The organism is Frigoribacterium sp. PhB107 (assembly GCF_003751515.1).
Lineage (GTDB): Bacteria > Actinomycetota > Actinomycetes > Actinomycetales > Microbacteriaceae > Frigoribacterium.
This window is the reverse complement of sequence record NZ_RJKU01000002.1, coordinates 249,381-273,763: the sequence shown is the minus strand read 5'-3', so window position 1 is coordinate 273,763 and position 24,383 is coordinate 249,381. Positions and strand designations below refer to the sequence as shown.

Annotated in this window: 16 protein-coding genes; 6 read left to right on the top strand and 10 right to left on the bottom strand. The window is 74.8% G+C overall.

Translation table 11 applies throughout. The features are described 5' to 3' along the window. Positions 1–48: 48 nt before the first annotated feature. From EDF18_RS09445 to EDF18_RS09415, 7 genes are all read right to left on the bottom strand, one after another. On the bottom strand, positions 49–342 hold the full coding sequence (locus tag EDF18_RS09445; RefSeq protein ID WP_158614657.1) for a WXG100 family type VII secretion target: 294 nt from the start codon (positions 340–342) through the stop codon (positions 49–51). Between the two features lie 153 nt (positions 343–495). Next, positions 496–1,341 (bottom strand): hypothetical protein, encoded by an 846-nt coding sequence (locus EDF18_RS09440; RefSeq protein ID WP_123547576.1) that lies wholly within the window; start codon positions 1,339–1,341, stop codon positions 496–498. Then, complete coding sequence (locus tag EDF18_RS09435; protein ID WP_123547575.1) at positions 1,335–1,664, bottom strand: hypothetical protein; 330 nt, start codon at positions 1,662–1,664, stop codon at positions 1,335–1,337. The genes EDF18_RS09440 and EDF18_RS09435 overlap by 7 nt, the downstream gene beginning before the upstream one ends. A gap of 118 nt (positions 1,665–1,782) precedes the next feature. Further along, entirely contained in the window at positions 1,783–2,376 is a 594-nt protein-coding gene (locus EDF18_RS09430) for a hypothetical protein (RefSeq protein ID WP_123547574.1), read from the bottom strand. 55 nt (positions 2,377–2,431) lie between these two features. After that, complete coding sequence (locus tag EDF18_RS09425) at positions 2,432–3,058, bottom strand: FHA domain-containing protein (protein WP_123547573.1); 627 nt, start codon at positions 3,056–3,058, stop codon at positions 2,432–2,434. A gap of 220 nt (positions 3,059–3,278) precedes the next feature. Continuing rightward, positions 3,279–7,688, bottom strand: a complete 4,410-nt coding sequence (locus tag EDF18_RS09420; protein ID WP_123547572.1) for an FtsK/SpoIIIE domain-containing protein — start codon at positions 7,686–7,688, stop codon at positions 3,279–3,281. Next, positions 7,685–8,911, bottom strand: a complete 1,227-nt coding sequence (locus EDF18_RS09415) for a hypothetical protein (RefSeq protein ID WP_123547571.1) — start codon at positions 8,909–8,911, stop codon at positions 7,685–7,687. Before EDF18_RS09415 ends, EDF18_RS09420 begins: the two co-directional genes overlap by 4 nt. 82 nt (positions 8,912–8,993) lie before the next feature. Between EDF18_RS09415 and EDF18_RS09410 the strand changes: the two genes are divergently transcribed. From EDF18_RS09410 to EDF18_RS09400, 3 genes are all read left to right on the top strand, one after another. After that, positions 8,994–9,908 carry a hypothetical protein gene (locus EDF18_RS09410; protein ID WP_123547570.1) on the top strand — a complete coding sequence of 305 codons (915 nt, stop codon included), beginning with the start codon at positions 8,994–8,996 and terminating at the stop codon, positions 9,906–9,908. After that, complete coding sequence (locus EDF18_RS09405) at positions 9,898–10,650, top strand: hypothetical protein (RefSeq protein ID WP_123547569.1); 753 nt, start codon at positions 9,898–9,900, stop codon at positions 10,648–10,650. The genes EDF18_RS09410 and EDF18_RS09405 overlap by 11 nt, the downstream gene beginning before the upstream one ends. A 61-nt stretch (positions 10,651–10,711) precedes the next feature. Next, positions 10,712–12,163, top strand: coding sequence for a glucose-6-phosphate dehydrogenase (locus tag EDF18_RS09400; protein ID WP_123547568.1), 1,452 nt, complete (start codon positions 10,712–10,714; stop codon positions 12,161–12,163). A 59-nt stretch (positions 12,164–12,222) separates the two neighbouring features. Here EDF18_RS09400 and EDF18_RS09395 read toward each other — a convergent pair whose 3' ends face one another. Then, positions 12,223–13,020 (bottom strand): transglutaminase family protein, encoded by a 798-nt coding sequence (locus EDF18_RS09395; protein WP_123547567.1) that lies wholly within the window; start codon positions 13,018–13,020, stop codon positions 12,223–12,225. Positions 13,021–13,223: 203 nt separating this feature from the next. On the opposite strand from EDF18_RS09395, the gene EDF18_RS09390 reads away from it, so the two are divergent. The 3 genes from EDF18_RS09390 to EDF18_RS09380 all read left to right on the top strand — a co-directional run bounded on the left by EDF18_RS09390 (position 13,224) and on the right by EDF18_RS09380 (position 14,250). Continuing rightward, positions 13,224–13,553 carry a hypothetical protein gene (locus EDF18_RS09390; RefSeq protein ID WP_123547566.1) on the top strand — a complete coding sequence of 110 codons (330 nt, stop codon included), beginning with the start codon at positions 13,224–13,226 and terminating at the stop codon, positions 13,551–13,553. A 17-nt stretch (positions 13,554–13,570) separates the two neighbouring features. Next, positions 13,571–13,867 carry a hypothetical protein gene (locus EDF18_RS09385; protein WP_123547565.1) on the top strand — a complete coding sequence of 99 codons (297 nt, stop codon included), beginning with the start codon at positions 13,571–13,573 and terminating at the stop codon, positions 13,865–13,867. A gap of 182 nt (positions 13,868–14,049) precedes the next feature. Next, positions 14,050–14,250 (top strand): hypothetical protein, encoded by a 201-nt coding sequence (locus EDF18_RS09380; protein ID WP_148050076.1) that lies wholly within the window; start codon positions 14,050–14,052, stop codon positions 14,248–14,250. Positions 14,251–14,380: 130 nt separating this feature from the next. Here the strand turns inward: EDF18_RS09380 and EDF18_RS09375 are convergent, their stop codons facing one another. After that, entirely contained in the window at positions 14,381–15,319 is a 939-nt protein-coding gene (locus EDF18_RS09375) for a hypothetical protein (protein ID WP_148050075.1), read from the bottom strand. A 434-nt stretch (positions 15,320–15,753) separates the two neighbouring features. Continuing rightward, the gene (locus tag EDF18_RS09370; protein WP_123547563.1) at positions 15,754–24,165 is read right to left on the bottom strand and encodes an SdrD B-like domain-containing protein; all 8,412 of its coding nucleotides are present in this window, start codon (positions 24,163–24,165) and stop codon (positions 15,754–15,756) included. Between the last annotated feature and the right edge of the window lie 218 nt (positions 24,166–24,383).

The window sequence follows — 24,383 nt, the reverse complement described above, 5'->3', positions numbered from 1 at the left end:
GTCACCGCCGCCCGCTGGTGAGCAGGCGGCGTCGACGGCGGATGACTGCTAGCCGCGGAACGTGCCCGAGATCGAGTTCTCGGACTCCTCGTACGAGAGGGCGGCCTGGCTCAGCAGCTCGCTGATGCCCTGCAGGCTCTCCTTGAGCTGGATCGCCGACTGGTCCCACTGCGAGTAGAGCTCCTGGAACGACTGCGACGCCGCACCCGACCAGTCGCCGCCGACGAGGCCGTCGACGAGGGACTTGAGGTTCTGCAGCTGCGACTCGATCGACTGCGATCCCGAGGACAGCTGGTTCGAGACGCCTGACAGTGAATCGGACGTGACGCGGATGTCGGCCATGGTTCTTCCTCCTGAACGCTCGTGTACACGGGACGCACCGGTGGTGTCGCCCCCGTGTCCCCCCTTGGACGAGGCACACAACTCCGGCAGCATAGCGACGATCCGTCATGCTGTCAGGGCGAGCTTAGGGCGGGGCAGAACGATCCGTCCAGATCAGGTGCGCGACTGTCCCCCGGACGCGTCGGCGCCCGTGCCCGCGGCCGTGCCGTCGACGCCCGAGTAGTCGAACACGTTCGAGATGCGCATCATGTGCTCTGTGAAGCGGGTCGCGTCGTCGTTGAGGCGCGCGGGGATGCCGCGGTCCTCGCACTGCACGGTGAGGGCGAGACCCAGGCGGGGCATGGCAGACGGGTCGCTCTGGTCCGTGGCGCTGTCCATCGAGAACGAGATCACGCCGAACTGCGGACCGTCGTGATGGGCCCACGTCTGCACGACGCGACGGTGGGATCGTCGCGGGATGCGCATCCTCACGGCCTTCCCGTCGGAGAGCACCACGTTGATCTGGACCGAGTCGGCGCCGTTCTTCGCCGCGAACCTCGCCGCGGCCCCCTGCAGCCCCTTCGCGGCACGCATCGCGTCGGCCTTCGCGTGCGCGTCCACGAGGAAGATCCCGAGCACCTCGGGCCACGGGACGGTGCCGACCCCCTGGACCGGCGTGTGGAGGCCCTCGTCGGACACGCCGAGGGCGAGTCCGGGCTCCCCGCCGGACTGCGCCATCAGCATCGTGCGCCGGTGGAGGGCCGTGAGGGCGTAGATGACCATCACGAGAGCGAGCACGCTCCCGAGGACGAACGGGCCGAGACGGCCCCACCACCAGAGCGCCGCGACGAGCACGACGGCGAGGCCGATCATGAGCGCGGCGGTGACGACGTTGCGACGGACGATGTCGTGCCACCGAGCGGGCAGGTAGCGGACCTCGTAGCGCCTGCCCCCCGCGAAGAAGTCGCGCCAGGTCTGGCGCCTGCGCTCGTCCTCGGGCGAGGCCGCGGGGCTCACCACCCCGGCATCCCCGCGCACGCCTGGCCGAGCTGGTCGAAGCCGCGCACCGGGTCGGTGAAGGCCTGCCAGGCGCGACGCGGGTCACGGGACTCGACGCCCGCCTCCATCTCGGCGAGCACGGCGGGGGCGGAGGCGGCCCACGCGTCGAACGCCGGGGACGACGTCGTCGACGGCGCCGAGGCCAGCACGGCGCGGACGCCCTCGACCGCGGCCTGCACGCGCACGAGCGCCCCGGGGTTCCCCTGCGCCAGCATCGTGGCGCTCATCAGCTCGATGGTGGGCGCCTTCAACGCCGCACACGTGGTCTCCAGGTCGTCGGTCACGTCTCTCCCCCGTCGTCGGTCGGACTGCTCCGATGGTAGCGAGAGGGACTGCCGGTCGGGGCTGGTCGCGGCTGGTCGGACTCGATCGGGCTGCGACCGAGGCCGGCCGCGCCGGCCGTCAGCTCGCGTCGACGACCCAGCTCGCCTCGGCCTGGCTGCGGCCGTAGCGGCCGCCCATGCTGAAGTTGTCGAAGACGACGAGGCTCGGCTCGGCCCCGGCGGGGGCGGTGAGCACGACGCACGTGGTGGCGGAGCCCTGCGACAGGTCGGGCGCGACGGCGCGCCCCTCGAGCGGGCAGTCCGCGGTGAAGTCGTCGTCGAAGGCCAGCACGCCGGGCAGACGGTCCCCGTGCACGAGCTCGTCGTCCACCATGAGCCCCCAGTACTGGCTGCCGAAGCCGGGATCGCCCTCGGGCGGGATCGCCCCCTCGGTCACGGCGAGGTCGACGGTCGCCAGCCAGACGTCGACGCCCGCGGCGTCGAACTCGTCCCACGAGGCGACGTCCTCGGGATCGGCCCGTGCGATGTCGGTCACGGTGACCTCGACACGGGTGTCGTCAGCCGACGAGGTGAGCGCCGGGTTGACCGTCACCGTCGAGCCGAGGTCGAGGTCGCTGTGGTCCGCGATGTCCACGCAGCCCGAGAGGCCGAGCACGGTCACGGAGGCGAGGGCGACGAGGGCCAGCAGGGAACGGCGCGGGGTCGTGGTCACGCCGACAGCCTAGGGCTCGTCACGGTCTCGGCCCGCGTCACGGTCGCGGCCTCGGTCAAACGGCGGCGACGGTCGCGCCGACCGAGCCCAGCTCGAGCTCGTCGCCCGGGCGCAGCGCGACGGGCCGCCCCTCGACGCACTCGATCTCGACGCCGGCTCGGTGCACCACGGTGCCGTTGCCGGAGCCGCGGTCGGTCACCACGAGCTGCCCGTCGACGACGGCGAAGGCGGCGTGGGCGCGCGAGGTCGACCGCTCGGGGTCGGTCACCGCGAACGCCGCGGACCCGGCCTCGGCCGCGGCCTGCTCGGGACGACGCCCGACGACGACCGGGCCGTCGACGACGAGCCGCTGCCCGGTCGAGAACGCCACGACGAAGGTCGCGTTCGCGACGACGGGCGAAGGAGGCGCGGGCGCGGCCGCCGGGACCGGTGCGGCAGCAGCCGGGGCAGGTGCGGGCGCGGGTGCGGCCACGGGTGTCGCCGCTGGCGCGGCCGCCGGGGCGACGGCAGGCCGCACGACCGGCGGCGCCGTGCGCTCGAGCGGCGGCCGCGTGCTCGCCACCGGTGCCGGCAGCGGCGCCGCGACCGGCGCGCGGCCCGACGTCACGAGCTGCCCGCACGACAGGCAGAACATGCTGTTCGGGCGCAGCTCGGCCCCGCAGTACTCGCAGCGCGATGCCATCAGCCGTCAGTCCCCGTCACGTCGTCCCCTCGAAGCCGTCCCCCACGATACGCGACCGGCCGCGCCGGCCCGGCGTGCCGGGTCCACGCCTTCCCGCGGCGTGGTGAGCCGGCAGGGACTGCGCTCCCCCGCCCGTCGGAGAGCACTTCTCGCCGGTTCACCGTGACCGCTGTCGGCGGCACGGCGGCACGGCGGCACGGCGGCACACGAGGAGGCGGCGTCAGCGGGTGACGTCGGGCACCTGCACCTGCGCCCAGCGCCCGCCGCTGTGCAGCGCCCCGCCGCCGGCACCCGCGCGCCCGACCATGAACTTGGGGATCTTCTGCCCGAAGAGCTGCGTGCCCACGAGGGCGGACGTCGGGGACAGCACCAGCCCCTCCTGCGTCTTCCGCACCTCGCCGTACGGCCCCGAGAACGTCTTGCCGGCCGCGTCGGGCGACAGCGCCACGACGAAGGCCAGGCGGTCGCGGTGCGCCATCAGCGCCTGCTCGAGCGGGGTGTCGCGGAGCGTCTCGACGTCGTCGACGACGACGGTGAGCACGACGCCGTCGCCGACCCGGGCCACCTCGGCCGCGAGGTCGTCGCCGGCCGACGGCGACGACGACGAGACGGCGAGCGGCACCTCGGCGGTGCGCGCCCAGCGCGACAGCGGGGACTCGCGCGTCGCGACGACGAGCACGGGCCGCGCGTCCCACATCAGCTGGTGGGCGATCGAGGCCAGCGCAGTCGAGCGGCCGGTGCCGCGGTCGCCGACCACCGCGAAGCCGCCGATCGCGGGCCAGTCGATCGTGTACCGCGACAGCACGTCGCCGCCGACGCCGACGGTCGGCGACTCGGCCGGCGACCAGGAGGCGCGCGGCAGCTCCGCGGCGTCGCTCAGCGAGAGCGCCCCGGGCAGGGCGTCCACGCGGAACGGGACCGGCAGGGCAGGGTCGCGCGGGGCCGCCTCGAACGCGGCCCGCGCCTCCTCGACGATGTCGCGCAGCACGGCCGTCTGCGCCTCGGCCGAGGCATCGCGGCCGATCACCGCGACCTGGGCCTCGCGGGCGCTCGCGCCGAACATGAGCCGTCCGGCGGGCACCGTCTCGGGCAGCTCGCGGATCATCACGCCGGCGCCGCGGTAGTCGTTGACGTCGCGCAGCGGCAGCACGTACTGGTCGCCGATGAAGCCCGAGACGCGGTCGCCCGAGACGGTGCGGTCGGCGGCCATGACGACGCGGATGCCGACGCCGGGCCCCTCGCGGAGCACGCGCGTCACCTGGTCGCGGAACAGCACGAGCTCGTCCGACTGCAGGGTCGAGGTGACCCGCTCCCAGCCGTCGACGGCCACGACGACGAACGGCAGGCGGTCGGCCGGCTCGGCCCGGCGGCGCTGCTCGACCACGCTGCCGACGGAGGCGCGCGACAGCACCGTCTGACGGCGCGACAGCTCGTCGAGGAGGCGCGTCATCAGCCGCGGCAGCCGTGTCGGCTCCAGCGCAGTCACCACGGCGCCCGTGTGCGGCGCCCGGGCCAGCGGCAGCAGCCCGCCGTTGCCGTAGTCGACGACGAAGAGGTGCAGGTCTGCCGGGTCGTGCGCCCGGACGGCCTGGGCGAGCAGGGTGCGGAGCGCGGTCGTGCGGCCCGAGAGCGCCGAACCGATGAAGAGCAGGTGCGAGCCCGTGGCGACGTCCCAGACGAGCGGGCGCTGGGTCTGCTGCGCGGGGACGTCCTCGAGGCCGATGACGAGCTCGTGCGGGTGCGCGGCGGTGCCGGTGCCGTCGGGGGCAGGGGCGTCCGCGGCGGACGAGACCACCGCCTCCAGCGGGAGCATCGTCGGCAGCGGCAGCAGCCAGGGCGACGGGTTGGCCGGCACGCCGAGCAGCCGCGTCGCCTCGGTGACGAGGTCGACGAGGGCGCGCAGGTCGGTGTCGTCCTGGTCGACCCCGGCCGACGCGGCCCCCTGCGACGGGAACCGCGGCTGGTAGCCGACGGCGCGCCAGTCGAGCTCGGCCAGCGCGGGCAGCACCTTGCGCGTGCGGTGCGCGCCCGGGCGCACGCCGGCGACGCGGGCCGTCTGGAAGGCCGCCGGCGCGACGCCGACCCCGGCGCGCACGAAGCCGCGGCCGGGCGTCGCCACGCCGATCAGCGACGCCTCGGGCGAGCCGAGCACGTCGGTCGAGTCGGCGCGGTCGGTGACGCGCAGCGCGACGCGGAGGTTGATGTTCGATTGCATCTCGGGCGTGATGACGCCGCTCGGACGCTGCGTCGCGAGCACGAGGTGCACGCCGAGCGAGCGGCCGACGCGGGCGATCCGCACGAGTCCGTTGATGAAGTCGGGGTGCTCGGTCTTGAGCTCGGCGAACTCGTCGATCACGATCATCAGCCGGGCCAGGCCGAGGCGGGCCGCCGCCGCCGGGTCCTTCGACCAGGCCGCGTCGACGTCCTTGACGCCCAGCTCGGGGCGGCGCAGCACGGTCTCGCGGCGCTTGAGCTCGGCGTCGAGCGACTGCAGCGCCCGTTCGGTCTCGCGGGCGTCGAGGTTCGTGACCATGCCGACCGTGTGCGGCAGGCGCGAGCAGTCCTCGAACGCGGAGGCGCCCTTGTAGTCGACGAGGACGAAGTTGAGGGCGTCGGGCCGGTTCGCGAGGGCGAGGGAGACGACCCAGGTCTGCAGGAACTCCGACTTGCCCGAGCCGGTCGTGCCGGCGACGAGCGCGTGCGGGCCGTCGGCGGCGATGTCGACGGCGAACTGCGAGTCGGGCCCCGCGCCGACGACGACGGCCGTGCGCCGCGGCGAGAGCTGCCAGCGGTCGACGATCGCCTGCGGGTCGTCGAGGTCGACGCCGAGCAGCTCGGTGTACCGGACGGACGTCGGCAGCATGCCCTCGTCGCCGACGCCGCTGACGTGCTTGATCGAGCAGAGGCTGCGGGCGATCTGCTCGGCCGCGGGCAGCGAGAGCCCGTCGAGCAGCACGTCGGGGTAGTAGGCGGCGTCGGACTCGAGGCGGGCGAGCGAGTGGTCCTCACCGTCGACGACGACGACCGTGCGCGACTCCTCGGGCAGGCGGGTGCGGTCGGTGTCGATCGCGATGACGTGCACGTCGGCCTGCCCGCCCGACTCGAGCAGCGAGACCATGCCGGGCAGCATGCGGAACCGGCGGGCGCCGTCGACCACGACGACGACGGTCGAGTCGAAGGCGGCGGAGCCGCGCTCGGTCGAGGCACGGAGGCGCGCGGTCGTCAGCGCGCTCAGCTCGCGCAGCCGGTCGCGCCGGGTGTCGTCGGTGTTGCCGACGAGGGCCACGACCGACGAGCCCGCCTGGGCGTGCGGCAGCCACTGCACCCACTCCCAGAGGGCCGCGTCGTCGTCGTCGCAGAGCACGACGACCTGCGCGTCCCGCGGCGAGCGCAGCGTCGCGAACGAGGCGAGCATCGCGCGGACGGCGCTGCGGGTCGCGTCGGGGGCGCCGGCCAGGCCGACGACGCCTGCGGAGAGGTCGACCGCGACGGGCGAGGGGGCCACCCCGACGTGGCGAGGCGTCGCGCGGTCGCGGCTGCCGCCTCCTTCGAACCGCACGTCGAGCGGCACCTCGGTGACGCCGACGCGCACGTGCACGGCGTCGGCGTCGCGCTTGCGGCGCTCCCAGAGGCGCGAGAGCGGCAGGGTCGCGACGTCGCGCACGACCACCGGGTCGGGATGGGCGTACCAGCGGTCGAGGCGCTGCTCGCGGACGAGCCGGGCGATGCGCGTGCGGCCGTCGACGATGTCCTGCTGCCACTCGTCGAAGGTGCGCACCCCCTTCTTCTTCGCGCGGGAGCGCGAGGTGAGGAACGTGCCGATCACCATGACGGGCGACGCCGCGGCCATCATCAGCATCACCGGGCGGTTGAAGACGATCGCCATCGTCACGCCCAGGATCACGGGGATCACCGCCGACAGCCACGGCAGCGGCGTCTTGTCGGCGTCGTCGGGGCGGTCGCCCGGCAGCACGACCACCGGCGGCGTCGTGGCGGGCGAGATGCGGGAGGTGCGGTTGAAGCCCCGCATGCCGACCTCGTCGGGCGCGGTGTCGGCGTCGCTCCACGGGGCGAGGCCGATGCGCACGACCGAGCTGCCCAGCTGCACCACGTCGGCGGGGACGATCCGCCCGTCGCCGGTGAGCGGCTCGCCGTTCACCGCGATGCCCGCGGCGCCCTCGACGACCGAGAGGCGAGCGGCGAGCGGGCCGCGGCGGGCGCCGCCGACCTCGTCGACGGCGTCGAGCGTGAGCGTGACGTGGTGCCCGGCGAGCCACGGGTCCGCGATGCGCAGGTCGACCCCGGCGCCGCTGCCGATGCGCAGCGGGGTGCCCGCGGCCAGCGGGACGACCTCGCCGGCGAAGGGGCCGCCGACCACCTCGAGACGGGGCTGGCCCGGGTGCAGGGCGGGCGCCTCCTGCGGGGGGAGGGTCTGGCCGTTGAGCACGGGCGCGTCGACGAGTGCGGTGTCGGGGTGGACAGTCGGGGCCACGAGGGAGGGGTCGACGCCCAGGCTCTCGGCCACCTCGGCGACGGAGGTGTCGTCCGTCACGTCGAGCAGGACCAAACGCGGCGGCCCGGCGGGGGCCCCGGCGTCGTCGGTGTCGCGCAGGCTGAGTCGCAGGGTCACGGGGTGCCTCCGAGGCGGTCGAGGATCGAGACGAGCGGCGCGAGCAGCACGGGCGCGTCGGGGGCGCCGTCGTCGCCGTCGTCCGCGGGCAGGGCGGGGACGAGGGTGCGGACGGCGGCGTCGTCGTCTCCGCGGCCGGGGACGGGCGCGACGCGGGCGAGGCCGACCGGCAGCGCCTCGGCCGCGTCGGAGCCGGCCCTCACCAGCGTCACGCTGCCCGTCGCCTGGCGGCCGTCGGGCGTCGCGACGTGGAACGCGAACTGGTCGACGTCGGTGGTCGGGTCGTCGTCGGTGCTCGCGGGCGGCGTCCAGACGGCCTCGTCGCCCGAGCAGCGCACCGTGCCGGCGGCGGGCGCGCCGCAGCCGAGCAGGCGCGGGGCGTCCGCTGCGTCGCCGCCGCCGGTCGGGCCGGCGATGGTCAGGGCGCCCAGGTCGACGACCGTGTCGCCCTGCTCGGCGAGCGGCACCGTCACGGCGAGCGCCTGCAGCGGCCCGGCCCCGGTCGCGCCCGCAGGAGGAGCGGTGAACGCCACCGTGAGGCTGGTCGTCTCCGACCACTGGTCCTGCGCGTCGCGGAGCCGGTACGACACGACGGCGTCGCCGACGAACCCGGGCGCCGACTGCACGGCGAGGTGCGAGGGGGTCGCCCGGGCCACGGCCGCGCCCTCGGGCGAGACGCCGCGCACCTGGAGTCGGGCACCGACGCCCTCGCAGCCGTCACAGTGGACGAGGAGGTCGGACAGCGGCACGAGCGCGACCGCACCGGAGTCGAACGGGTGGTCGTAGACGAGCTCGGGAGCGGCAGGAGGGGTCGGCGGCGCCTGCTCGACGCGGTACGAGACGGTCACGCGGGTGGGGCCGGTGCGCAGCTCGACCGGCATGACGACGGTGCCCGCGTCGGGGTCGTACTCGTCGACGGAGAGGGTCAGCCGGCTCGGCTCGCAGCCGAGCTCGACGCCCGCGGGCGGGACGACGGCCGTGCAGTCGGCGACGGACCACCCCTCGGCCATGGGCACCTCGGCCTCGTCGCCGAAGGGGATGCTCACGAGGCCGGGATCGGCGGGCACCTCGGCCTCGCCGGGCGCTGCGGTCGAGCCGGGCGATGCGGCGGACGAGCCGGGGGCTGCGGCGAGCGCCGACCCGGCCGTGCCGGTGAGCAACGCCGAGGAGGCGGCGGTCGCGACGACCACGGCGAGCACGGCGGCACGCAGAGAACGTCCCACTCCCCCGGCTCCCCTCTCGTCGAGTGATCCATATACTAAGGGCCACCGTCGACAGACCGGGCGGTGACGGCCCAGGGGGACCATGAGCGACGGACAGCACCGCGGGGGCGGCTCCGAGGACGAGTCCGAGGGCGTGCGACCGGCCGAGGCCGACGACGACCTCGAGCTGACCGTCACGCGCGGCCGCCGGGCCCGGCGCGCTGCCGACGTCCCGGTGGACTCGGTCGAGGCTCCCCCGACGTCCTCGGCGCCGCCCGCTGCCGCGGCCCCGCTCCCTCCGATGCCCGCCTCCTCGCTCCCCCCGGCCCCCGCCTCCTCGCTCCCCCCGGCGCCCGCCTCCTCGCTCCCCCCTGCCCCCGCCTCCTCGCTCCCCCCTGCCCCCGCCTCCTCGCTCCCCGTCGCCTCGGGGCCCCTCGCCCCGTCCTGGACCACGGCGCCCGGCTCGCTCACGGCGTCCCGGCTCGGCTGGGAGCCGGGAGCCCCGCGGCTCGGCGAGGGCGGCGAGGCGGTCGAGGCCGCCCCGAAGAGGCCGCTCGGCAGCGAGATCGGCGTGCTGCCCGAGCTCGAGCACCGCGAGGAGAAGAAGCGACCGCTCTGGCGCCACCCCGCGTTCATCGTGTCGGGCGTGCTCGCCGTGCTCGCGGTCGGGGTCGGGGCGACGCTGATGATCCTGTCGCTCACCTCGGCCGGCCCGCCCCAGGTCACCGCGCTGACCGTCGCCGTCGGCGAGGGCAACGTGCGCCTCACCTGGGACGGCCCCGACGTGCCCTACGACCTCTACGCCGTCGCCTCCGACGGTGCGGCGACCGACCTCACGCAGCTCGTGCGCGGCACCGAGGCGTGGATCCCCCGGGTCGGCGGCCTGGTCACCGACGACTCCTGCTTCGTGGTGCGCGCGGCCGAGGCGACCGCGGGCGACCCCGTCTCGCTCGAGCCGGCCGACCTGGGCGACCAGTCGGCCCAGAGCGTCTGCGTGGCCGACGCCGATGCCGGCTGACGGCTGCTCGCGGCGACGCCTGCTCGCGGTCGCGGCCCTGCCGCTCGCCGCGGCGCTGCTCGCGGGCTGCGCGTCGGAGCCGCCCGCCGTGCCGACGCCCACCGGCATCGCCCTCCCCGACGTCGACCTGTCCGACCCCGACCGGAACGGCCTCGAGTACCTCGACGGCCCGACGGCGCTCGACTCCGTGCTGCGCTCGGTCCGCACCGCCACGTCCGTCACGATGGCCGGCACCTTCACCGAGCTCCTGGCAGCGCCGCAGGGGTCGGACGTGCAGCCCGAGGGCCGCGTCCTCGGCGTGTCCTTCGTCGGGACCGCCTCCGACTACTCCGCACGGGTCGAGGTCGAGGACGACTCGGGCGTGCAGACGACCTACGTCCGCACCTCGGGTGCCGACGCCGAGATCACGACGGACGGCGCCTCCTGCGTGTCCGCCGCCGACGAGGCCGTGACCCGGTTCGCACCCCTGCTCTCGCCTCCCACCCTGCTCTCGACCTTGCTGCGCAGCGGCGACGCCGCGGTCACCGTCTCGACGGGGGCCGTCGTCGAGGGAGGCCCGGGCGAGCCCGACACGGTCGAGCTCGTCGTCGGGGACGACACCTCGGTCGTGGGCACCCTCGTCGTCTCCGCCGAGGGCGAGCCGCGGCCCGTGTCGTTCACGGCGGCCGACGCGTCGGGGCGCGCGGTCTTCTCGTTCAGCCAGTGGGACGAGCGCGCCAGCCTGCCCGAGCTGGGCTGCTGAGGCGGCGGCGCACGACGAGAGGGCAGGGCACCGCACCGGCGCGCGGTCTAGCGTCGTCCGCATGACGACCGCGACGCGACAGACGGCCAGCGACCCCGCCACGGAGGCGACCATCGGCGACGAGGGCGGGCCGAGCAGCGAGCCGGTGACGCTCCTGATCCTGGGCGCGTCCGGCGACCTGGCCGCCCGCCTCCTGATGCCCGGGCTCGGGGGGCTGCTCGCCCACGAGCCGGTGCGACGCGTGCAGCTGATCGGCGCCGGCGTCGAGGAGTACTCGGACGAACAGTGGCACCAGCGGGTCAGGGACTCGTTCGCGAGCGTCGAAGCCGCCGGGCCCGCGGTCGACGCCCTGCTCGCCTCGACCCGCTACATCACGGCGGACGTGACCTCGGCCGACGCCCTGACCACGCTGCTCGACGCGTGCGAGGCACCTCCCGCGATCTACTTCGCGCTGCCTCCCGCCGTCACCGAGAAGGCCTGCGAGGCCCTTAAGCAGGTGCAGCTGCCCGAGGGCACCGCGCTCGCCCTCGAGAAGCCGTTCGGCACCGACGTGGCGTCGGCCGCGCACCTCAACGAGCTCGTGCTGCAGCTCGTCCCCGAGGAGCGCGTGCACCGCGTCGACCACTTCCTCGGCCGGGCCACGGTGCTCAACCTGCTCGGGCTGCGCTTCGCGAACCGCCTGATCGAGCCGATGCTGAACAACCAGCAAGTCGAGAGCATCGACATCGTCTACGACGAGACCCTCGGCCTCGAGGGCCGGGCCCGCTACTACGACCACGCCGGCGCCCTCGTCGACATGATCCAGAGCCACCTGCTGCAGGTGATGGCCGTGCTCACGATGAACGCGCCCTCGACCCTGACGGCCGTCGACCTGCGGGACGAGAAGCAGCTCGTGCTGCGTGCCACGCGCCTCCTCGACGGGGACCCCGTCGCGAACAGCCGTCGCGCCCGCTACACGGCCGGCACCATCGAGGGCCGCGACCTGCCCGCGTACACCGCCGAGCAGGGGGTGGACGCGTCGATCGAGACCGAGACGCTCGCCGAGATGGTGGTCGAGGTGCAGAACTGGCGCTGGGCCGGCGTGCCGATCCGGCTGCGCTCGGGCAAGGCCCTGGCCTCGAGGAGGCGCGAGATCGTCATCACCTTCCGCCCGCCGACCCACGTGCCGCGCGAGTTCGTCGGCGGCGGCACGCCGGACCGCCTCCGCATCGCCATCGCCCCCGACGAGATGTCGCTCGAGCTCAACGTCAACGGCCCCGGCGACTCGTACGACCTGTCGCGGGCGACCCTGCACGCCGAGTTCGGCCTCGGGGTCCTGACGGCCTACGGCGAGGTGCTCGCCGGGATCCTCGACGGCGACCCCACGCTGTCGGTGCGCGGCGACTCGGCCGTCGAGGGGTGGCGCATCGTCGCCCCCGTGCTCGACGCGTGGCGCGCCGGCGACGTGCCGATCGACGAGTACCCGGCGGGCACGGCCGGCCCGTCGTCGTGGCCCGCGGTCGAGGACGACTGAGCGGCCTGCTCAGCCGAGGCTCCTGGCCTGACGCTCAGTCGAGGCTCCTGGCCTGACGCTCAGCCGAGGCTGACGAAGGCGGTCACGTCGTCGCGGGGCAGCTCGTCGGCGACGGCGCCGACCTGCATCGACGCGACGGTCACGGCGGCGCCGTGGCTGGTGAGGAACGCGGTGTCGCTCGCGTCCCGGCCGGTCGCGATGCGCAGCAGCGTGCTGCGCGGCGCGAGCGTCGTCGCGTCGACCACGTGCCACTCGTCGTCGACGAAGGCCTCGGCCACGGCGTGGAAGTCCATCGGCGACAGCCCCGGCGCGTAGACCGACACCAGCCGGGCCGGGACGTCGAGCGCGCGGAGCAGGGCGATCACGAGGTGCGCGTAGTCGCGGCAGACGCCCTGGCGGTCGAGCAGCGTCTGCACGGCTCCGTCGGTCGGCGCGCTGGCACCGGGGACGTAGGCGAGGTGCGACCCCACCCACGAGCTGACGGCCGCGAGCAGGTCGCGACCCGCGAGGCCGCCGAACTCCGCCCGCGCCGTCGGGGCCAGGGTGTCCGACTCGCAGTAGCGGCTCGGGCGACGGGAGCGAACGAGGTCGAGCTCGTCGACCGGAGGCGGGGCGAGCCTCCCTTCGACGACGACGCGGTAGTCGACGAGCACCCGACCGGCGCCGACGTCGCACAGGTGCAGGCGGGTGCCGTGCTGGTCGACGAGCTCGCGCACGGTGACGGGGGCGCCGTCCTGGGTCACGACCAGCGCCTCCTCCGCTCGCTGTTCGTACAGGGCCGAGGCGGCGACCGACAGGACGAACTCGGCCGGGCCGGCGACGTCGAACTCGAGACGGGCGGAGGCGGTGCGCTTCATGCCCCGAGCCTGGCAGGCCCGCGGGTCGGTGCCGAGTCGGGCTTGGGTCGCGCAGGTGAACTCGTGTCGGCAGCACGTCCCGCGCGGACGAAGAATCGGGCCGCCTCGCATAGCGACGGGATGACCACCGTGTCAAGGGGTGGGAGGAGGAATCTTCCATGCGCCTGCAGGCATCTACGCTCGAACGGCAGGGAGGGAAGCACTTGGGCACACTGTTCTACGGGTCGGATCGATATGCCATCGACATCGACGACCGAGCTCTCGCCCACCTGCAGCTCGCCGTGGTGACCAAGCTGCGCCGCCACGAGAGCTTCTCGCTGACGTGGCGTGACGACCAGCCGTCCGGTCAGGGCCGTTCCGTCATCTGGATGCACGAGTCCATCCCGCTCCACTTCGTCTATGCCGGGAGTCGCATGGCCGCCGTCAACCGCCTCTGGGTCGCCGAGCTGCTCGAGTCGGCGTCGACGACCGTGGGGATGCGACTCGTGTCGGAGCCGACGGAGATCGCCCCGGCGACGGAGGACGACCGGTAGTCGGGCAGGATCGAGGCATGCCCTCCTATCGCGTGATGCTCTCCGTCGGGTCGTTGCGACCGGGGGTGCGACCCGACACGCTTCTGCCGAGTGCGGCCGCGTCCGCCGCCGAGCACGCCACCGTCGAGGCGAACGACATCATGATGCTGCGTGGCGAGCCCCAGCTCGTGGTGCGGTTCACGGGGACGGACGACGGCTTCGCCCTCGGGGTCGGCTCCGCGGTCGAGTCGACGATCGACCGGCTGGCCGAGGTGCGCGGAGCCCGGGTCACCCGCCGCGACGGCGGCGCCTGGACCCTCGTCGGCGCCGTCTGACGCGCCACGCCCCGCCGAGTGGTCGGATGTCGTCGTCCCCGGCGAGCGCGACGACAGTTCGGGACCACTCGGCGGATCCCGCTCGTGCGTAGGCTCGGCACATGGACGGCAGGGACGGGATGCGCGGCAGGGCCAGGACGGGCAGTGCAGGCAGGACGGCACGAGCCGTGACGGCGCGAGCCGTGACAGCTTTGTCCGTGGCCGCGCTCGCCGTCGGGGCTCTAGCGGGCTGCGGCGAGCGCGACGACGCCGTCGTGACGCCGACCCCGTCGCCGGTGAGCCCGACGGCGACGCCCGAGCCGGCCACCCCCGAGCCCTCGGTGGAGGCGCCCGTCACCACGGACAAGCCCACGGACCGGCAGACGATCCCGCCGCAGAACTAGCCCACGCTGCTGGCGGCGAAGGCTCGAACCGACAGAGGAGGTCCTCCCCGAGCTCGGGGAGGACCTCCTCTGACGGTTCAGCGCGCCCGTCACCCCCGTGACGGGACGCGGCCGAGACCGGCGGGCGGGCTCAGTACCAGTTGACCGACTGGCTGTGGCCCCAGGCGCTGCACGGGGTGCCGTAGGCGCGCTTGATGTAGTCGAGGCCCCACGTGACCTGCGTCGTGGCGTTGGTGGCCCAGTCGGTCCCGACCGAGGCCATCTTGCTGCCCGGGAGCGCCTGCGGGATCCCGGCGGCTCCGCTGCTCGGGTTCGAGGCCTTGTAGTTCCAGCCCGACTCCTTCTGCCACAGGTTCACGAGGCAGCCGTACTGGTCGCTGCCCCAGCCGTACTTCGACGAGGCGAGCTGCTGGGCGGCGGCCTTGGCGGCGGCGGGCGTGTTCGCGGCGGCCTGGGCGGCAGCGGCCGCGGCTGCGGCGGCCTCGGCGGCGGCCTGCGCCTCGGCGGCGGCCTGGGCCTCGGCGGCGGCCTTCGCGGCAGCGGCGGCGGCAGCGGCCTGGCGGTCGGCCTCGGACGCGGCGGCCTGGACCGTCTGCGCCGTCGTCGCCGTCTCGGCAACACGGGCGGCGAGGGTGTCGGAGTCGAGGTTCTCGTAGTCCGCGAGCGACGCGACCGAGGTCTCGAGCGCACTGGCGTCGACCTTGTCCTTCGTCGAGGTCACGACCTGCGAGGCGATGTCGATCGTGGCCTTGGCCTGGGCCTCGGCGAGCGAGTCGGCGATCGCCTCCTCGTTCTGCTTCACGCTCTCCGCGTGGGCCGCGGCGACGGCCTCGGCCGACGGGGCACGGTTGACGAAGGCGAAGCCGGTGCCCGCGACGATCGCGACGGCGGCGACCGCGGTCACTCCGACGAGGCGGCGGCGGCTCGTCCGGCGACGGCTGGCGGCGATGGCCCGGCGAGTCAGCGGCGCGGCCGCGGTGCCGGCGGAGTCGTCGGTGGTGGAGCGGGTGGTGCTGGCGGTGCTGGTGCTGCGGGTGCCCTCGGGGGCGGGGGTGTTCTCGGAGGTCATGTCGTCCCATTGCTCGGCCGGCCTGCTCGGCGCGCCTCGGTCGGGGGCACGTCGACTCACCTCTGCGCCTCGGGTGCGCAGCACCGCGGGAGGCGCGGTGCACGACGGCACGGCCGGGGAGTCGGTCCCGGAGGCGGCCCGGCCGTTCCGCCAGGGGCGGACCGGTCGACCGGCAGGTGCTGTCGAGGTGACGGGTCGGTGTCGGTTCCAGCGGGGCCTCGGGGCCCGGCACGTCCGCCCAGCGCTCCCGAGGGGTACGGGCGGGCGCGGGCGAAGCGACGAGCATGCACCACGAGCCTGAGTGTCCCCGCAGAATCCCGGGTCGCTGCTCGGTCTGGGCACCTCGGGAGTTGCCCGTTGGCGGGGTCTGGCACGACTCAGAGGCCCACCAAGTGGCAAGTCGAGGGTCGTCGTCGCCCGCAGGAGGCGCCTCCTCAGTCCTCCGTCACGGTGCGGCGGCGACGGCTCGGCCGGCGCGAGACGACCAGGGCCGCGCCTCCGGCGACGAGCAGCGACAGCCCCATCAGCAGCACTCCGCCGAGGTCGGAACCGGTGAAGGCGAGACGCTGCGCGGTCAGGCCGGTGAGCACCTGCTCGGAGCCGCCGGGCGCGAGCGTGAACGTGGTGCGCACGCCCGTGCTCGGCCGCGTCCCCGCGGGGACTCCGTCCATCGACACCGTCACCGTGTAGTCGCCGGCGGGCAGACCGCCGACCGACCAGCTGCCGTCGGGCCCGGTCGTCACGACGATCGTGACCGGCCCCTCGGGTCCGCTCCAGACGATCGTCACGCCGACGCCTCCGACGCCCTTCTCGCCCGGGTCGCGCACTCCGTCGCCGTCCGCGTCGTCGAACACGACGCCTCCGACGCCGGCCGTTCCGCGCACCACGAAGTCGACGTCGAGCTGCTGCTCGCCGGCCTCCAGCTGCACGGTGGTCGCCGTCGGGGTGCCGCCGTCGAGGTCGGAGGCCGGCACGGTGCCCGCAGGCAGGGTCGAGGGGTCGTAGCTGACCCGCACCGCCCCGGCCGGGAGGCCGTCGACGGTCCAGGCGCCCGACGCGTCGGTCGTCCGCGTCAGCACGAGGTCGTCGGCGGTGTCGAGGGCTCCGTCGGCACCGGCCAGGCGCACGGTGACGACCACGCCGCCGACGCCGGGCTCGTGCGGGTCGCGCACGCCGTCGTCGTCGACGTCGAGCCAGACCGAGTCGCCGAGCGACGCGTCGGCACGGAAGCCGAAGTCCTGGTCGAGGTCGGCCTCACCGGCCGCCAGCGTCGTCGTGCTCGTCGGCACGGAACTGGAGCCGCTGCCGGCACCAGGGCCGGAGCCCGAACCAGCACCAGCACCAGCACCAGCACCAGCACCAGCACCAGACTCGGACCCGGCCCGCGTCGTCGTCAGCCCGGCGGGCACACCGCCCGTCAGCTCGACCCGGAACTCGCCCGCGGCGAGGTGCTCGACCAGCCAGCGGCCCTGCTCGTCGGTGACGGCCGTCTCGACCCGGTCGTCGGGCGAGCCGAGCACGCCGTCGACGCCGGCCCAGGTCAGGGTCACCGTGACGCCGGGGATCCCGACCTCGTCGGCACCCTGACGACCGTCGCCGTCCTCGTCGAGCCAGACCGTGTCGCCGATCGAGCCCGCCCCGGCGAAGCCGAAGTCCTGGTCGAGGTCGACCACGCCGCCGCCCAGCTCGAGCGCGCTGCGGCCGTCGGCCGATGCGTCACCCGCACCGTCCGACCCGCCCGTGGCGTCCGCACCGTCCGCGTCGCTGCTCGGCGTGAGCCCGGCGGGCACGCCGCCGACCACCGCGACCGTCCAGCGGCCGTCCGGCAGGCCGTCGACCCGCCACGAGCCCGCGGCGTCGGTCGTCGTCGTCAGCACGACGTCGTCGCCGCCGCCGGCCACGCCGTCGGGGCCGAGCCAGGTCAGCTCGAGCTTCACTCCGGGCAGGCGCGGGTCGCCAGCCGAGTCGGTCCCGTCCGCGTCGCGGTCCCAGAAGACCGTGTCGCCGAGGGCGTTCGTGCCTCGGTAGCCGAAGTCCTGCACCAAGTCCGACGCGCCTCCGGCGATCTCGACCTGCGAGACGTTCGGGGCACCTCCGTCGGGGTCACCGGTGTTCACCGCGGCGAGAGCCACGCCGCCGTCGACCGACACCCGGTAGCGGCCGTCGGGCAGCAAGGTGAACAGGTATGAGCCGTCGGCCGCGGTCAGGGTGGAGAAGAGCTGGTCGTCCGCGGTGTCGAGCACGCCGTCGGGGCCTGCCCAGGTCAGCGAGACGCGCTGGCCCGGCACCGGCTGCTCGTCCGACGAGCGCACGCCGTCGCCGTCCGTGTCGAGCCAGACCGAGCTGCCCACGGAGGCGCCGCCCGCGAACGCGAAGTCGGCCGTCCGGTGCGCCGTGGCGACCGGCAGCTCGATCGTCGTGACCCCGTCGGGGCTGGCGTCCTCGTCGCGCACCAGGCCGAGCCCGGCGGGCACGGAGGCGCTGTCGACGCTCACGCGGTAGCTGCCCGCGGGCAGGCCGTCGACCAGGTAGCTGCCGTCCGTCGCGGTGACGGCGCTGAACACGGCGTCGTCGGCCGTGTCGAACCGGCCGTCGGGGCCGACCCAGAGCACGTCGACCCGCACGCCGCCGAGGCCGCGCTCGTCGTCGTCGAGCACGCCGTCGCGGTCACGGTCGAGCCAGACCACCCGACCGACGCTGCTGTCGCCGCGCAGGCCGAAGTCGGCGTCGTCGACGGTCGTCCCGGTCCGGGCGACGACGACGGTCGTGGCCAGGTCGAGGTCGGCGTCACGTTCGTGCACCGACGACAGGCCGGGCAGCAGCGTGCTCCGGTCGACCACGACCGAGAACGAGCCGAGGGGCAGCGAGCCGACCGACCAGGCCCCGGAGGCGTCCGTCAGCACCGAGGGCAGCGCTACGTCGTCCGCGGTGCCGGCCGTGCCGTCGGGCCCGGCCCAGGTCACCGTGACGCGCACGCCGGGCAGGCCGGGCTCGTCGCTCGTCTGCACGCCGTCACCGTCGCGGTCGAGCCAGACCCGGTCGCCGATCGTCGAGTCGCCGCGGTAGCCGAAGTCCTGGTCGAGGTCGACGGAGCGCTCGCTCGAGAGGGAGGTGCGCGAGACGCCGTCGGCCGGGCCGGTGGCGTCGTGCGTCGGTACGAAGCCGGGGGCGACGCCCGAGGTGACGGCGACCGTGTGGTCGCCGTTCGGCAGGTCGCGGACGAGCCAGTCGCCCTCGTCGTCGGTGACGGCGCCGAAGACGAGGTCGTCGGCCGTGCCGAGCACGCCGTCCGCGCCGAGCCAGGTGACCGTCACGCCCACGCCGCGCAGGCCGGGCTCGCCGGGCTGCTGCACGCCGTCGCCGTCGACGTCCCACCACACGCGGTCGCCGATGCTCGAGGTGACCTCGTAGCCGAAGTCGGCCGTCAGGTGCGGGGCGTCGCCGGCCGCGAGCACGACGCGCGTCGTGCTGTCGCCTCCTGCGGTGCCGGTGGCGGTGCCGTCCTCGTCGTAGCTCGAGGTCGCGCCCTCGGGCAGCGCGCCCGTGACCGTGACCCGGTGCTCGCCGGGCAGCAGGTGGTCGACGAGCCACGAGCCGTCGGTGCCCGTGACCACGGGGACGACCGCGTCGTCGGCCGTGTCGAGCTCGCCGTCGGCGCCGGCCCAGGTGACCGTGAGCTGGACGCCCACGAGCCCCTGCTCGCCGTCGTCCTGCACGCCATCGCCGTCGCGGTCGAGCCACACGCGGTCGCCGATCGCGCCGGTGCCGCGCCAGCCGGTGTCCTGGTCGACGACCTGCTGGCCCGCGCCGAGCACGAGCGTGCTGGTCGCGGTGCGGCCGCCGAGGCCCGAGACGCCGGCGGGGCCGGACGCGAGCAGGTAGCCGGCCGGCAGGCTGCCGACCTTCACCGAGTAGTTCCCGGCGGGCAGGCTGCCGACCGACCACGCGCCGGTCTCGGCGTCGCTGTCGCGCTCCCACTCGACGTTGTCGTCCTCGGTCGCGAGGTCGCCGTCCTGGCCCGCCCACGTCACGAGCACCTCGGCGCCGCCGATCCCGGGCTCGCCCGCGCCCTGGCGGCCGTCGCCGTCGCGGTCGGCCCAGACGAGGTCGCCGAGCGAGCCGCTGCCGGCCCAGCCGAAGGAGGCGTCGGTGCGGTCGGCGCCCTCGGCCAGCGTCAACACGGCCGAGTTCGCCGAGGCCACGCCGTCGAGGTCGTAGCTCGGCACGAGGCCGGCCGGCAGGGTCGCGGGGTCGACGTCGACCCGGTAGCTGCCGCCGGGCAGGTGGTCGACCTTCCACGAGCCGTCGGGGCCCGACGTCGTCGGGTGGCGCTCGTCGTCGGCCGTGCCGAGCACGCCGTCGACGCCCGCGAAGACGACGGTCACGCCGACGCCCGAGAGCCCCGGGTCACCTGCCGTGCGGACGCCGTCGCCGTTCGCGTCGAACCAGGTCGAGCCCGCGAGCGAGGCCAGGTCGACCTCGATGCCGACCGTGTCGGCGTCGACGTCGTGATAGGTCTCGTAGTCTCGGCCGTCGGTCGGCTGGTCGGCCACGCCCGCGTACGACGCCACGTCGGCCGTGTTGGCGAGCTCGGGGCCGGCGACCTCGTCGGCCGAGCCGAGGCCGGCGGGGACGGTCAGCCGGTAGACGACCGTGCGGGTCTCGCCCGGGGCGACGGGGCCGTCGATCGTCCAGCTGCGGACGGCGCCGGTGACGGTGCCCGCGCCTCCCTCGACCGGGGTGAAGCCCGTGAAGCGCGTGTCCGGCGCGTCCGTGACCTGCACGTCGTACGCGGGGCCGGTGCCGGTGTTGGTCACGGCGACGCGGTACGTCAGGGTCTCGCCGGGCACGGCGCGACGGGTGTCGGCGTCGCCGACCTGGCCGTCGACGCGCTTGTCGAGCACGAGGCGCGGCTCGACGACGGTGACGGCGGCGGTCGACGCGAGGCTCGTGTAGTCGTACGAGGCCGCGAGCGGGCGCGAGGCCGGCTTGCCGTCGATCTTGTCGGTCTTGTCGAACGCGACCTGCGCGACGTTGGTCAGCACCTGGCCCGACGTCGTCGACTTCTGCGCGTACGCGGTGTACTCGAGGTGCACGACGCGCTCGGCTGCGGCCGCCGTGACGTCGCCGAGCCAGAAGCCGATCGTGCCCGTGCTCGGGGTGCCGAGCATCGACGCGGTGAGCGACGGGTCGCAGGAGGCGCAGGTCACGGCCGTGAGGGAGCCGAAGGCCTGGCCGCTCGGCAGCGTGTCGTGCACGGTGACGTCGTAGGCGGAGACGCCGGCGGGGACGCGCACGTCGAGCGTGTAGGTCGTGAGCTCGCCGGTCGTGCGCGTCGTGACGGCCGGGTCCGCGAGGGCCTTGACCACCGACAGGGAGGGGACGGTCACGGTGTCCTCGGCGGTGGCGGAGTAGGTGCGCTCGCCCTCGACGGGGCCGTCGAGCGAGCTGCCGACCGCCGTGGCGACGTTGCGGATGCGGGTGTCGCCGACCGTCTCGTCCACGGTGGCGCGGAAGGTGAAGTCGGCCGGCGAGGTGCCGGGCGCGACGTCGATCTCGGGGAACGTGATCGTGCGGCTCGACGGGTCGTAGGTGCCGCCGTCGACCCAGGTGAGGCCCTGCGGCAGCACGTCCGAGACGACGACGTCGTGCGCCGTGGACACGGCCGTGCCGGCAGGGTTCCGCACCCGGAGCGAGTACGTGACCGCCTGGCCCACGACGACCTTGCCGGCGGTGGCGTCGTCGGTCTTGGCGAGCGTGAGGGCGGGCTCGACGACGGTGGTGGTGGCGGGCCGGGAGTTGAAGGCCGTCCGTGCCGGCGTCGACGCCGCCGAGGCCGCTGGCCACCACGCCAGGGTGCCCGTGTTCCGGAGCGCGTAGCCGCGAACTACGGCCGGGTCCGCCGCCGAGTCGACGACCGTGGCCGTGATCGTGAGCACGACCACGTCGGCGTCGCCCCGCTCGCTGACGTAGACGCCCTGCGCGTTCGTCGGGAGGTCGAAGGACACGCGCTGGCGGAGGCGGTTCGCCGAGGCGACCGACGCGGGGGCGGCGGGCCCGTCGTTGATGCTGGCCGTGGGCACGCCGACGACCTGGAGACCCTGGGGGAGCTGGTCGGTCACCGAGGGCGCGAGCCCCTCCGCCGAGCTGTAGAGCGAGACGCCGCCCGGGATCGTCGTCGTCACGCGGTAGGTGATCTGCGACCCCACCGGAGCCGTCGCGACGTCGACGTCCTTCGCGACCGTGGGCTCGCCGGCGCGGACGGTCGAGGTGGCGTCGGCGTGGGCCGCGTTCGTGGTCGTGAGGGTCTTGTCGACGTTGTTCGCGGGTGTGTACGTGAAGGGCGTGCCCGTGTTGGTGGCGTCCTGGTACTGCCGCACGCCCGCCGTGTTCTTGAACTCGTCGGAGGCAGCGATGCCGGCCGGCACGGCGACCGAGTAGGTGAGCACGAGACGCCCGTCGGTCGTCCCCGACTTGGCAGGCACGGTCAGGCCCGACCAGTCGATCCGCGAGCGCGGGCTCTCGTCCGTCACCGCGCCTCCTGCGGTGACCTGGCTGACCTGGCCGGCGGTCCAGCCGGCGGGCAGCAGGTCGCGGACGCTGACCTCGGTCGCGGGCGCACGGCCGGAGTTCGAGACGGTGACCGTGTAGTCGACCGTGTCGCCGCCCTGCACGGTGGTCGGCGTGGCCGTCTTGGCCGTCGTGAGCTGCGGCTCGGTCCAGACCGCGTCGGCCTGGTCGCGCAGCTGGAAGACGGCACCGGCCGTGTTCGTGAACGTCAGCTTGGCGAGGTTCGCCGTGATGTCGCCGTCGGCGGCCGCCGTCGGGTCGCTGATGGTCGAGGTGACGATCGCCTGGAACACGTTGCCCGACGCCTCGTCGGGCAGGGTCCAGGAGATGACGCTTCCGTCGGACACGGCCTCGGGGCGAGCGGCCGTGTGGCCCGCGCCGTACGCGGCGCCCACGAAGGCGAACCCGGCGGGCAGGAAGTCCTTCACCGTGGTCGACACCGTGTTGAGCCCGACCGGGAACGTCGCCTCGATCTTCCAGCAGACCGTGTCGCCGGGGCCGTACGAGGGGGCTGCGCCGCCCTCGGGCACCCAGGAGGCGGTGGTGCAGTCGGCGGTCGTCTGCGGCACCGCGACCTGCTTCGTGAGCACGACGGCGGCGGCCTCCTGGCCGGCGGACGAGTCGTCCGGGGTCGCCAGCACGTGGCTGCGCAGCGAGTCGGGCGTGCTGCGTGCGTCGATGAGGGTCGACGTCGAGGTGAGGTCGACGCGGTTGGTCCACGAGTCCTCGGCGGCCACGGGGCCCACGCCGCTGCGGTACGAGGCGAGCGTGGTGGTCGTGAAGTCGACGGTGAAGGCGCCGTTCGTCGCCGTGAAGCCGGGCACCGTCCAGGTGATCGCCTGGGTCCACGGGCTGGCCGTGCCCGGGGTGGTCGAGACGGGTGCGAAGGCCGTGCCCGACTGGCGGTGCGTGGCGGAGCCCGCGTCGTACGACAGGCCGTCCGGGATCGTGTCGACGACGGTGAGGTCGCTCGTGCCCTGCGCGTACTCCGAGGTGGCGATCGCGAGGTGCCAGTTCGTCGTGGCGCCCTGGCGGATCGCGCCCTGGTCGTCGCCGCTGACGCCGCGGGTCTTGACGATACGCACGTCCTCGGCGCTGACCGTCGCGGTCGCCGACGACGTGTAGACGGTGCCCTGCCAGCTGCCCGACGTCGTGGCGCTGTTCGTCAGCGGCTGCTCGTCGCGGGTCTCGCTGCCGGTGTTGTTGTCGAGGTTCGCCGTGGAGAGGCCGGTCGCCCCCGCAGCGGGCGCCCCGGCGGGGAACAGCTCGTTCTCGCGCAGCGGCACGGCCGCGGCGTAGCGCAGGGTGGTCGTCGCGCCGGCGGCGAGGTCGCCGAGGCCGGTCCACTCGACCCGCGTGTACACGCCGAGGGCCAGCGGTCCGGCCGTGCCGTCAGGGTCGACCCGGACGGTGCTGACGCTCGCCGGCTCGTGGCAGAGCCCGGCCGTGTCGGGCAGCGGCCTGCTGTCGAGGCGGGGAGCGCCCGGGTACTCGACCGTGTCGGCCGCGCTGTTGTCGACGCTCGTGCAGCCGAGGAACTCGAGGCCGGCAGGCAGGAAGTCGACGATCGAGAAGCCCGTCGAGCGGCCGACCTCGTTGTTCGTGACGGTCAGCGTGTAGGTCGTGGGGTGGTCGTGCACGCCGCGGAGCAGCTCGCCCTCGGGGCTCGAGTCCTCCTTCTTGTCTAGCTTGAACGGCACGAGCGTGGTCGTCGAGCCGCCGGTCGCGCTCACGACGGCCGGGTCGGCGACGGGCGCGCCGGCGTCGAACTTCGGCAGGGTCCGCGCGGCCGAGCTGACGAAGGCGGTGCCCGAGGTCGTCACGACGGCCCCGACGGCCGCCGTGGTCGTGTACGAGTACGTGGAGGCGACGGTGACCCCGGCCTGCAGGTCGGCGACGTTCGACCAGATCAGCTTCGTCGTGCCGTCCTTGAGCTTCACGACTCGGCTGGGCGAGCCGAGGCCGGCGTCGGCCGAGGCGAACGTCGCGCCGACCGGGATCACGTCGGTGAGGGTCAGGTTGTAGCCGGGCGTCGACGTCGCGTTCGAGGCCGTGAGCGTCACCGCGACGGCGCCGCCGACGAGGGTGCTGGCGGGCGCGGACTCGGTGAAGGTGACGGCGAGCCCGTCGGCCGCGCGGGCGGCGGTCGGCGCGACCAGGGCCGGGACGGCGAGGCCCGCGAGCACGACGGCGACCGCGAGCAGGAGGCGCCAGAGGGCGCGCGGGAGGCCGGCCGGGAGCGCAGGCGAGAGGGCAGGGGCGACGGGACGGGGCACGGGTGACTCCAGGAGCTCGCCCGGGCAGCCGGGCGCGAGACGCCTCGTGCGCGGGTTCAGTCGCGGGGAGCGTCGCCGCGGGTCGGGACGCGGCAGTCCTCATTGTGGAGGACCCCCCGGGGGCAGGCAACGAGTCCCGGTCCCCCACTTCGGGGACCTCCGAGACCCCGCTCCGGGGGACGTCGCCCGTCCGCACTCCGGACGCCACGGGTGGGTGC